This window comes from Micromonospora sp. NBC_01739 (assembly GCF_035920385.1).
Lineage (GTDB): Bacteria > Actinomycetota > Actinomycetes > Mycobacteriales > Micromonosporaceae > Micromonospora.
Map to the genome: position 1 here is coordinate 5,717,425 of NZ_CP109151.1, position 11,026 is coordinate 5,728,450.

9 protein-coding genes are annotated in these 11,026 nt (G+C 72.4%); 6 read left to right on the forward strand and 3 right to left on the reverse strand.

From position 1 onward, the window contains the following. Positions 1-24 precede the first annotated feature (24 nt). The 4 genes from OIE53_RS25985 (at position 25) to glmM (ending at position 4,021) form a co-directional block, all read left to right on the forward strand. Complete coding sequence (locus tag OIE53_RS25985; protein WP_327024071.1) at positions 25-1,392, forward strand: MFS transporter; 1,368 nt, start codon at positions 25-27, stop codon at positions 1,390-1,392. Positions 1,393-1,600: 208 nt separating this feature from the next. Further along, complete coding sequence (gene rplM, locus OIE53_RS25990) at positions 1,601-2,044, forward strand: 50S ribosomal protein L13 (RefSeq protein WP_013735896.1); 444 nt, start codon at positions 1,601-1,603, stop codon at positions 2,042-2,044. A gap of 20 nt (positions 2,045-2,064) precedes the next feature. Further along, on the forward strand, positions 2,065-2,529 hold the full coding sequence (rpsI, locus tag OIE53_RS25995) for a 30S ribosomal protein S9 (RefSeq protein WP_131303517.1): 465 nt from the start codon (positions 2,065-2,067) through the stop codon (positions 2,527-2,529). Positions 2,530-2,665: 136 nt separating this feature from the next. Further along, positions 2,666-4,021 (forward strand): phosphoglucosamine mutase, encoded by a 1,356-nt coding sequence (glmM, locus tag OIE53_RS26000; RefSeq protein WP_327024072.1) that lies wholly within the window; start codon positions 2,666-2,668, stop codon positions 4,019-4,021. Positions 4,022-4,106: 85 nt separating this feature from the next. On the opposite strand, the gene OIE53_RS26005 is transcribed toward glmM, so the two are convergent. Then, complete coding sequence (locus tag OIE53_RS26005) at positions 4,107-5,300, reverse strand: pyridoxal phosphate-dependent aminotransferase (protein ID WP_327024073.1); 1,194 nt, start codon at positions 5,298-5,300, stop codon at positions 4,107-4,109. 158 nt (positions 5,301-5,458) lie between these two features. Here OIE53_RS26005 and glmS point away from each other — a divergent pair, with 158 nt between their 5' ends. Continuing rightward, positions 5,459-7,372 (forward strand): glutamine--fructose-6-phosphate transaminase (isomerizing), encoded by a 1,914-nt coding sequence (gene glmS, locus OIE53_RS26010; protein ID WP_327024075.1) that lies wholly within the window; start codon positions 5,459-5,461, stop codon positions 7,370-7,372. Positions 7,373-7,419: 47 nt separating this feature from the next. On the opposite strand, the gene OIE53_RS26015 is transcribed toward glmS, so the two are convergent. After that, positions 7,420-9,027, reverse strand: coding sequence for an alpha/beta hydrolase (locus OIE53_RS26015; RefSeq protein ID WP_327024076.1), 1,608 nt, complete (start codon positions 9,025-9,027; stop codon positions 7,420-7,422). Further along, positions 9,024-9,356 carry a hypothetical protein gene (locus tag OIE53_RS26020; protein ID WP_327024077.1) on the reverse strand — a complete coding sequence of 111 codons (333 nt, stop codon included), beginning with the start codon at positions 9,354-9,356 and terminating at the stop codon, positions 9,024-9,026. Before OIE53_RS26020 ends, OIE53_RS26015 begins: the two co-directional genes overlap by 4 nt. Positions 9,357-9,529: 173 nt before the next feature. On the opposite strand from OIE53_RS26020, the gene OIE53_RS26025 reads away from it, so the two are divergent. Next, positions 9,530-10,999, forward strand: a complete 1,470-nt coding sequence (locus OIE53_RS26025) for an NAD(P)H-hydrate dehydratase (protein ID WP_327024078.1) — start codon at positions 9,530-9,532, stop codon at positions 10,997-10,999. The last annotated feature ends 27 nt before the right edge of the window (positions 11,000-11,026 follow it).

The following is an 11,026-nucleotide window of genomic DNA, read 5'->3' on the forward strand; positions in this document are numbered from 1 at the left end:
CCGTCGATTCCTAGCTTCGGCGCCATGACCACCACGAGCGCACAACCCGAGGTCGTCCAGGAGGAGAACCTGGACCGCCGTCCCGGCCGCTGGATCGGGCACTGGGCACCGGAGGACCACACCTTCTGGCGTACGACCGGCAGCCGGATCGCCCGCCGCAACCTGATCTGGTCGATCTTCGCCGAACACATCGGCTTCTCGGTGTGGCTGCTGTGGAGCATCGTCGTCGTCCGGCTCGGTGACGCCGGTTGGCAGTTGACCACCAGTCAGGCGCTCTGGCTGACCGCCGTGCCGAGCGGAGTCGGCGCGTTGCTGCGGTTGCCGTACACCTTCGCCGTGCCGGTGTTCGGCGGCCGGAACTGGACGATCGTCTCCGCCCTGCTGCTGATCGTGCCGTGCGCGGGCCTGGCCTGGGCGGTCGAGCGGCCGGAGATCGGCTTCCCGATGTTGTTGCTGATCGCCGCCACCGCCGGATTCGGCGGTGGCAACTTCGCCTCCAGCATGGCGAACATCTCGTTCTTCTATCCGGAGCGGGAGAAGGGCTGGGCCCTGGGCCTCAACGCCGCCGGCGGCAACATCGGCGTGGCGGTGGTGCAGTTCCTGGTGCCGCAGGTGATCGTGCTCGGTGGCGGGCTGGCACTGGCCCGGGCCGGGCTGATGTACATCCCGCTGGCGGTGATCGCCGCGGTCTGCGCGTACCTGTTCATGGACAACCTGGTCGAGGCGAAGGCCGACGTGCGGCCGGTCTGGTCGTCGCTGCGGCATCGGGACACCTGGATCATGTCCCTGCTGTACATCGGCACCTTCGGCTCGTTCATCGGCTACTCGGCGGCCTTCCCGACCCTGCTCACCTCGGTGTTCGGTCGGCCGGACGTCGCACTGACCTGGGCCTTCCTCGGTGCGGCCGTCGGCTCCTTCTGCCGCCCCTTCGGCGGTCGGCTCTCCGACGTGGTGGGCGGTGCCCGGGTGACGATGGTCAGCTTCGTGCTGATGGCCGTCGGCGCTCTGCTCGCGCTCTGGTCGGTCGAGCAGCGCAGCCTGGGTGTCTTCTTCGTGGCCTTCCTGCTGCTGTTCGTGGCCACCGGCGTCGGCAACGGCTCGACCTATCGGATGATCAGTCGGATCTTCCAGGTGAAGGGGGCGGAGTTGGGCGGCTCGCCGGAGGTGATGCTGGCGATGCGCCGGCAGGCCGCCGGCGCGTTGGGCATCATCTCGGCGGTCGGTGCCCTCGGCGGCTTCCTGGTGCCGATCTGTTACGCCTGGGCCCGGTCGACCTACGGCGGGATCCAGCCGGCACTGCGGTTCTACGTGGGCTTCTTCCTGGTGTTGCTCCTGCTCACCTGGGTTGCGTACCTGCGTCCGGGGGCCCGATTGGCGCGGGCCGGGGTGTGATCAAGGCCATTCCCGAGGCCGTCGGCACGCCTGGCGGACCCCGTTTTGACCGGCCGGGCAGGCTGCGGGTATCGTTGCCTGCTGTTGTACGACATCTGTGGGCGTGCCGCCTGAGGTACGCTTGGTCGTTCGTGCGCGCTGGTCCGGCTGGGAAGTCCTGGTCCCCTCGGCGCGCGACCCCAGACCGACGACGAGACAAGGTAGACCTGTGCGTACGTACAGCCCGAAGCCGGGTGAGATCGAGCGTCAGTGGCACGTCATCGACGCCTCTGATGTCGTGCTGGGCCGCCTGGCCACCCACGCCGCCACGCTGCTGCGGGGCAAGCACAAGCCGACTTTCGCGCCGCACGTTGACACGGGCGACTTCGTCGTCGTCGTGAACGCGGGCAAGGTCGCGCTGACCGGCAACAAGCGCCAGCAGAAGATCGCTTACCGGCACTCCGGTTACCCGGGTGGCCTCAAGCAGGTCGGCTACGAGGAGCTGCTGTCCAAGCGCCCCGAGCGGGCCATCGAGCTGGCTGTGAAGGGGATGCTCCCGCACAACAAGCTCGGCCGTCAGCTGATCAAGAAGCTGAAGGTCTACGCCGGTGCAGAGCACCCGCACGGCGCGCAGCAGCCGGTGCCGTTCGAGATCAAGCAGATCGCGCAGTGAGCGCGGGCGAAGGAAGCAGCATGACCGACATCACCGCCACCGAGGTCGCCCCTGAGGCCACCGAGGCGCCGGCGCCCGTCGCCCGCGCGCCTCGTGGTGACCGCCCGATCCAGACCGTGGGCCGCCGCAAGGAAGCCATCGTCCGGGTCCGGATCGTGCCGGGCAGCGGCAAGATCACCTGCAACGGCCGGGACCTTGAGGCCTACTTCCCGAGCAAGGTGCACCAGCAGCTGATCAAGGACCCGCTGGTCACCGCCGAGAAGGCCGAGACCTTCGACGTCATCGCCAACCTGCGTGGCGGCGGCACCACCGGCCAGGCCGGTGCGCTGCGGCTGGCCATCGCCCGGGCGCTGATCGTCAGCGAGCCGGACGACCGCCCGGCCCTGAAGAAGGCCGGCTTCCTGACCCGGGACGCCCGGGTCAAGGAGAGCAAGAAGTACGGTCTCAAGAAGGCCCGTAAGGCTCCTCAGTACTCGAAGCGCTGATCTTCAGCCGCACCTTGTACTTCTGACGGACGGCCGGTCCGCCTCCCCTCGACTGGGAGGTGGACCGGCCGTTTCCGCCTCTTCATCACAGGGCATTTTCTCCCCACAACGGTTGTTTCATCGGAGGTTGGCGGGTATGGGCCGGTTGTTCGGCACGGACGGGGTACGCGGGCGGGCGAACGCCGATCTCACCCCGGAGTTGGCGCTCTCGGTGGCGATCGCCGCCGCCCACACCCTTGCCGAATCCGACCGCAGTCATGCCCCCCTGGCGGTGGTCGGGCGGGACACCCGGGCCAGCGGCGAGATGCTGGAGGCGGCAGTGGTGGCCGGGCTGACCAGCGCGGGCGCGACCGTGATCCGGGTAGGTGTGCTGCCCACCCCGGCGGTGGCCTTCCTCACCGCGGAGGCCAAGGCGGACCTGGGGGTGATGCTGTCGGCCTCCCACAACCCGATGCCGGACAACGGGATCAAGCTTTTCGCGGCCGGTGGGCACAAACTGCCCGACGAGATCGAGATGCGGATCGAGGCAGCCATCGAGGCCAACGGCAGTGTCGCCTGGCAGCGCCCGGTCGGCGCGGGAGTCGGCCGGGTGCACGACCTGCTCGACGGTGCTGACCACTACGTGCAGCACCTCGTCGGCACGGTGCCGCACCGCCTCGACGGGATCAAGGTCGTGGTGGACTGCGCCAACGGCGCGGCTGCCGAGGTGGCTCCGGTGGCGTACCGGGAGGCCGGTGCCGAGGTCATCGCGATCCACGCCGAGCCGGACGGGCTGAACATCAACGACGAGTGCGGGTCGAACCACATCGAGGCCCTGCGTCAGGCCGTGGTCGAGCACGGCGCCCACCTGGGCATCGCGCACGACGGTGACGCCGACCGGTGCGTCGCGGTGACCGCCGACGGCGAGGAGGTCGACGGCGACCAGGTGATGGCGATCCTGGCCCTGGCCATGCGGGACGCCGGCACCCTGACCGCGGACACCCTGGTCGCCACCGTGATGAGCAACCTGGGTCTGCGCCTGGCCATGTCCGCCCAGGGCATCCGGCTGATCGAGACCAAGGTCGGCGACCGGTACGTGCTGGAGGAGCTGCGCGCCTCCGGGCTGGCCCTCGGTGGTGAGCAGAGTGGGCACATCGTGATGCCGGCGTACGCCACCACCGGCGACGGGGTGTTGACCGGGCTGCACCTGATGGCCCGGATGGCGGCCACCGGCCGTACCCTGGCCGACCTGGCGGGGGTGGTGACCAAGCTGCCGCAGGTGTTGATCAACGTGCCGGTCGGGGACCGTACCGTGGGCGCCGCCGCACCGGCGGTCCGCGCGGAGGTCGAGCGGGCCGAGGCCGAGCTGGGCGAGACCGGCCGGGTGCTGCTGCGCCCCTCGGGCACCGAGCCGTTGGTGCGGGTGATGGTCGAGGCGGCCACCGAGGAGGTCGCCCAGCAGGTCGCCGAACGCATCGCCGCCCTGGTCCGCACCGCCAGCCCCGCCTCCTGAACCCGGCTCACCACAGACGGAGCTGATCGAGGTGGGCCGGGATCGAGGGGTTCCAGCCCACCTGCGTGACCGTCGTGCGGGTTCCTCAGGAGCTGGGCGCCAGGCGGTGCAGCCGGGTCACCGCCTCCGCCAGCACCTCGGTGCGTTTGCAGAAGGCGAACCGGATCAGCCGTCGGCCGGCCTCCGGGTCGTCGTAGAAGACCTGGGTGGGTACGGCCACCACCCCGCAACGCTCGGGCAGGGACCGGCAGAACTCCACCCCGTCGGAGCCGCCGAGGTCGGTGATGTCGGCGGTGACGAAGTAGGTGCCCTCCGGGGTGAGCACCTCGAACCCGGCCTCGGTCAGCCCACCGATCAGTTGGTCCCGACGGGCCTGAAGGTCGGCCCGGAACTGGGTGAAGTAGGCGTCGGGTAGCCCGAGGGCCACCGCCACGGCCGGTTGCAGGGGAGCGGCGTTGACGAAGGTGAGGAACTGCTTGACCCGCAGCACCGCGGCGACCAGCGCGGGCGGCCCGCTGACCCAGCCCACCTTCCAGCCGGTGCAGGAGAAGGTCTTGCCGGCCGAGGAGATGCGCAGGGTGCGCTCACGCATCCCGGGCAGGCCGGCCAGTGGCACGTGTGCGGTCGCCGCGTCGGTGAAGACCAGGTGTTCGTACACCTCGTCGGTGACCGCGTACGCGCCGTGCTCCTGGCAGAGGTCCGCGATCATGGCCACCTCGGCCGGGGTGAAGACCTTGCCGGTCGGGTTGTGCGGTGAGTTCAGCAGCACCAGCCGGGTACGCGGGCCGAAGGCGGCCCGCAGCGCGGAGGGGTCGAAGACGTACCGACCGTCGGGGCCGGGGCGCAGGGTCACCGGGCGGCGCACCGCACCGGCCAGGGCGATCGAGGCGGCGTAGGAGTCGTAGTACGGCTCGAAGCAGACCACCTCGTCCCCGGGTTCGCAGAGGGCGAGGATCGCTGCGGCCACCGCCTCGGTGGCACCGGCGGTGATGACCACCTCGCCGTCCGGGTCGTACTCCAGGCCCCAGAAGCGGCGTTGGTGGGCCGCCACGGCCGCGCGTAGCTCGGGGATGCCCGGGCCCGGGGGGTACTGGTTGTGTCCGGAGCACAGCGCCTCGGCGGCGGCGGTGAGCATCTCGGGTGGGCCGTCGGTGTCCGGGAAGCCCTGCCCGAGGTTCACCGCACCGGTGCGGACGGCCAGGGCGGACATCTCGGCGAAGATCGTCGTCCCGAAGGGGCGCATCCGGTTCACCAGGGGGTCGACATCGGTGCTCGTCACGCTCGTCAGGGTACGGGGGCAAGGCGGTGGGGCGCCCGACCCCGTCGGGGAGATTTGTGACCCCGATCACCGATACTGCGCCAATCGCTCAAGTTCGGTGATTGTTTACCCGACTTTCGAGCAGGCGAGTTGAGCAAAACTGGGTTAGGCTGCCATCCATGTGTGGAATCGTGGGTTACGCCGGTGGCCGACCGGCGCTCGGCATCGTGCTCGACGGTCTGCGGCGGTTGGAGTACCGCGGCTACGACTCGGCCGGGGTGGCGATCGCCTGCGACGGGGAACTGCTGACCGAGAAGAAGGCCGGCAAGCTGGCCAACCTGGAGAAGGTGCTCTCCGAGCGCGCCGCCGAGGACCCGCAGGCCTGCGGTGCCAGCCCGATCGGCATCGGCGACGGCACCACCGGCATCGGCCACACCCGCTGGGCCACCCACGGCGGACCCACCGACCGCAACGCCCACCCCCACCTGTCCCCGGACGGACGGGTAGCGGTGATCCACAACGGCATCATCGAGAACTTCGCCAAGCTCCGTGCCGAACTGGAGGACGAGGGCGTCACCTTCGTCAGCGACACCGACACGGAGTGCGCCGCGCACCTGATGGCCAAGGCGATGGCCGAGCTGCGCGCGGCCGGTCAGCCGGAGGGGCCGCACCTGCTCTCCGCCGCCATGCAGGTGATCTGCCAGCGGCTGGAGGGGGCCTTCACCCTGCTGGCCGTGGACGCCGGGATACCCGGTGCGGTGGTCGGTGCCCGGCGCAACTCCCCCCTGGTGGTCGGCCGGGGCGACGGGGAGAACTACCTGGCCAGCGATGTCGCCGCCTTCATCGAGCACACCCGGGAGGCGGTCGAGCTGGGTCAGGACCAGATCGTCCTGATCACCGCCGACACCATCGAGATCACCGATTTCGCCGGTCAGCCCGCCGCCGGCAAGGACTTCCACATCGACTGGGACTCCTCGGCCGCCGAGAAGGGCGGCTACGACTGGTTCATGCTCAAGGAGATCGAGGAGCAGCCCCAGGCCGTCGCGGACACCCTGCTGGGCCGACTGACCGACAGCGGCGAGATCGTGCTCGACGAGGTCCGGCTCAGCGACCAGGATCTGCGCGACGTCGACAAGATCTTCATCGTGGCCTGCGGCACGGCGTACCACTCCGGGCTGGTGGCCAAGTACGCCATCGAGCACTGGACCCGGATCCCCTGCGAGGTGGAACTGGCCAGCGAGTTCCGCTACCGCGACCCGGTGCTGGACCGGTCCACCCTGATCGTGGTGATCTCGCAGTCCGGCGAGACCATGGACACCCTGATGGCGTTGCGGCACGCCAAGGACCAGAAGGCCCGGGTGCTGGCCATCTGCAACACCAACGGCTCCACCATCCCCCGTGAGTCCGACGCGGTGCTCTACACCCACGGCGGGCCGGAGATCGCGGTCGCCTCCACCAAGGCCTTCCTGACCCAGTTGGTCGCCTGCTACCTGATCGGCCTGCACCTGGCCCAGGTGCGCGGCATCAAGTTCGCCGACGAGGTGGCGGCCGTGGTGGAGCAACTGCACCAGGTGCCGGACAAGCTGCGGCAACTGCTCGGGCGCATCGAGCCGGTGCGGGAGCTGGCCCGCGAGCTGGCCGACGAGCCGACCGTGCTGTTCATCGGCCGTCATGTCGGCTACCCGGTGGCCCTGGAGGGAGCCCTCAAGCTCAAGGAGTTGGCGTACATGCACGCCGAGGGGTTCGCCGCGGGCGAGCTGAAGCACGGCCCGATCGCCCTGATCGACCAGGGCACCCCGGTGATCTGTGTGGTGCCCTCCCCGGTGGGCCGCAGCCTGCTGCACGACAAGATCGTCTCCAACATCCAGGAGGTACGCGCCCGAGGCGCCCGCACCATCGTGATCGCCGAGGAGGGGGACCAGTCCGTGGTCCGGTACGCCGACCACCTGATCTACGTGCCGCGTACCCCGACCCTGCTGGCGCCGCTGCTGACGACCGTGCCCCTGCAGATCTTCGCCGCGGAGATCGCGGCCGCCCGGGGACACGACGTGGATCAGCCGCGCAACCTGGCCAAGTCCGTCACGGTCGAGTAGTCGCCGGGCCGGGCGGTCCCAGGGACCGCCCGGCCGCACCTGCCCGGTCAGCCGCCGACCACGATCCGGGCCATGCCGTCCAGGGCCGGATTGTCCGGATGCCAGTAGCCGCTGTGGCCGTACCGGCCGCTGGGGAAGCGGCTGCCCCCGAAGGAGGGGTGGGCGGGATCCCGCCCGAACCAGCGCTGGTCGTCGTCGCCGGTCAGCATCCCGGCGATCGCGGCCACCGGGGAGAGACTGACCAGGGCCTGTCGGGCCAGCTCACCGGGGGGTCGGGTCAGCCGGATCACGTCGTCCGGTGCGGCGCTGGCCCACACCTGCCCGGCGGGCACCCCCAGCTCGTCGGCGTGCCCCACCCCGACCCCGGGGGAGCCGACGAAGATCAGGGCGTCCGCCGCCAGCCCGTGATCCCGGGCGGCGGTGCCCACCACCAGGGATCCGTAGCTGTGCCCGAGCACGGTCTGCCGAGCGGGCGGCCCGTCATGGGTGGCCCGCAGCCCCTCCTGGAAGCGGTGCAGCGCCGCACCGGCTTCGTGGGCCTGGCGGTCCCAGGCCGCCTCGTGCAGGAAGTCCGGGGCGTCGTAGTCCAGCCAGAGCACCGCCGAGGTCTCCTGTCCGGGTGCCAGGTCGGCGCCGCGTGACAGCACCCGGGTGGCCCGGCCCAGCTCGCCGGTGGCGTCGTCCAGCCCGGCGGTCGTGCCCGGCACATGGGTCAGGATGGCGGCGGCCCGATCCGGGTTGCCCAGGGCGACCACCGTCCGCCCCTCACCCCCGACATCCAGCCCCAGCAGGTACGCCCGCGGGGGCTGCGGGTCGGCCAGCCGAGCGGTCAGGGCGTCCAGCCCGCGCAGCGCGGCGTCGACCGTGCGTAGCCCGAGCGCCTCGGCGGGCCCCCGTGGCACCCGGTTGAGCAACCGCTCCCAGCGTCGCACCAGCTCCTCTCGCCGGGCCTCCAGCAGCAGCCGGTTGGCTTGGTCGCGGGCGGCGGCCGGAACCCCGTCCAGCCGACCGACCAGCTCCGGCTCGTGGCCGATCAGCCACCGGCGCTGGGTCGGGGTCAGCCCCGCCCACCAGCGGTTGACCTGGGCCGGATCGGCGTGTGGGGCGGGCCGGTCCGGTGGGGGTCGGGTCATCCAGCCGGACTCGGCCTCGGCGGTCAGTTGGTCCAGCCGGGCGGCGGCCTCCCGATCCGCCGTGGCGGCCAGGGCCAGGGCCTCCCGGAGGGCCGTCGCCACCGGGGTCACCGTCTGCACGGCCCGGTGCGGCGGCACCCTACCCGGATCGGGGCTGGCCCTACCCCAGCGGTCGATCAGCACCCCGACGGCGGCGGCCAGGGTCACCGCCGCCGTCAACCGTGCCCGGGCCGCCGCCAGCCGGGCGGCGAACTCCGCCAGCACCTGGTCGATCTCGATCGCCACCGGGGCCAGGGTGAGCAGTCGGGCCCGCAGATCGGACAACTGGCCCTGGGCTGCGGTAGCGGCCAGCCCGGACCATTGGGGGCGCAGGGCCGCCGCGTCGTCGGCCAGCTCACCGGCCCGTCGTCGGGCCAGCCCGCACAGCCCCGCCCAGGCAGTCCCGGTGGCCTGCCAGCCCGCCGGATCGGCCGTCGAGAGTTGGGCGTAGCCGACCTGGCCCGCCGTCTCGGGGCCGGTCACCGGGGCAGGCCGGACAGTCGGGTGGCGGCCCGGGCATCCGCCGACTCGTACGACCGGGCGGCGGAGCGTACGGCCTCACCGGTCTGGGTGATCCGGCCGCCCAGCCGGGCCGTCCAGGACTGCACGGCTGCCTCCAGGGCGCCCAGCGCGGCCCCGGCAGCCCAGCCGGGGGCCGGTGCCGCCAACCCCGGCAGCCCGGCCAACCCGCTCGCCACCCGATGGCCGTGATCGCCCAGCGACCGTCCGATCCGGTGCAGCTGCTCCGGCTGCACGGTCACCTCCTGCTGATGCAGCACACCCGGCTGTCCGGTCGATCCCTGCTGGTGCATCGCCCCTCCCGTGGCCCCGTACCGCCGACTCACCGGACGCTAGGCGGCCCAGGCGGAAGCGGGGGTGCCCTGTGGACAACCGGTGCCTCAGGTGCCGCCGGGTTGTCCACAGGCATTGCCGGGCGATCGGCGGAGGGCTACCCTGCGGCCCCCGCACCGGTAGGGTGAGCCGGGTGAGATCGGTCTGGCGGGTGGCGGAGGTACGGGCGGCCGAGGCGGCACTGATGGCCGAACTCCCACCGGGCACCCTCATGCAGCGTGCCGCCGCCGGACTGGCGCGCCGGTGCGCGCTGCTGCTCGCCGAGCGGGGCGGGGTGTACGCCGCCCCCGTGCTGCTGCTGGTCGGCTCCGGGGACAACGGTGGCGACACGCTGTACGCCGGTGCCCGTCTGGCCCGGCGGGGAGCGGCCGTGTCGGCGCTGCTGCTGACCCCGGATCGGGTCCACGCCGAAGGGCTGGCCGCGTTGCGGGCCGCCGGTGGACGGGTCGTGCCGGACCCGCCGCCCGTGCTCGACCTGGTGCTGGACGGCATCGTCGGCATCGGCGGGCAGGGCGGGTTGCGGGAGCCGGCCGCCCGGGTGGTGGCGAGTCTGCCGGGACACCGGGGGCGGGACGGGGCCCGGCCGACCGTGCTGGCGGTGGACGTGCCCAGCGGGGTGGTGGTGGACACCGGAGACGTGCCCCTCACCTCCTCCGGCCGACCCGACGCGGTCTGCGCCGACGTCACGGTCGCCTTCGGCGCGCTGAAGCCGGCCCTGGCGGTCGGCCCGGCCGCCGCCCTGGCCGGGCAGGTGGAGCTGGTCGACATCGGGCTCGAACCCTGGCTGCGCGGCAGCCCCGCCCTTGAGGTGGTGGAGTGGTCGGATGTGGCGCAGTGGTGGCCCCGGCTGGACGCCGCCTCGGAGAAGTACACCCGGGGGGTGGTGGGGGTGGCCACCGGGTCGGCCACCTATCCGGGTGCCGCCACCCTCTCGGTCGGTGGCGCCCTGGCCGGGCCCACCGGCCTGGTCCGCTACGCCGGTGGGGCCCGCGAGGAGGTGGTCCGCCAGCACCCCTCCGTGATCGCCACCGGTCGGGTGGCCGACGCCGGCCGGGTGCAGGCCTGGGTGTGCGGGTCGGGGTTGGGCACGGACGAGCGGGCGGTCACCGAACTGCGGACCGTGCTGGCCGCCCCGGTGCCGGTGGTGCTGGACGCGGACGCGTTGACCCTGCTGGTCGACGGCTCCCTGGCCGAGGCGTTGCGGCGGCGGGACGCCCCGATCGTGGTCACCCCGCACGACCGGGAGTTCACCCGGCTCTGCGGTGAGCAGCCCGGCGGGGACCGGGTGGCCGCCACCCTCCGGCTGGCCGCCTGGATGAACGCCGTGGTGCTGCTCAAGGGGAACCGCACGGTGATCGGCACCCCGGACGGCCGGGCGTACGTCAATCCGAGCGGCACCCCCGCGCTGGCCACCGGCGGGACCGGGGATGTGCTGGCCGGGCTGCTCGGTTCCCTGCTGGCGGCCGGGCTGCCGGCGGAGCGGGCCGCCGCCGCGGCGGCGTACGTGCACGGCCTGGCCGGTCGGGAGGCGGCCCGCGGCGGCCCGGTAACCGCCCCTGAGGTGGCCACCGCGCTCCGGGCCGTGCTCGCCCGGCTGCCCTGACCTGCCCGGGGCCGACCCGCCCGCACC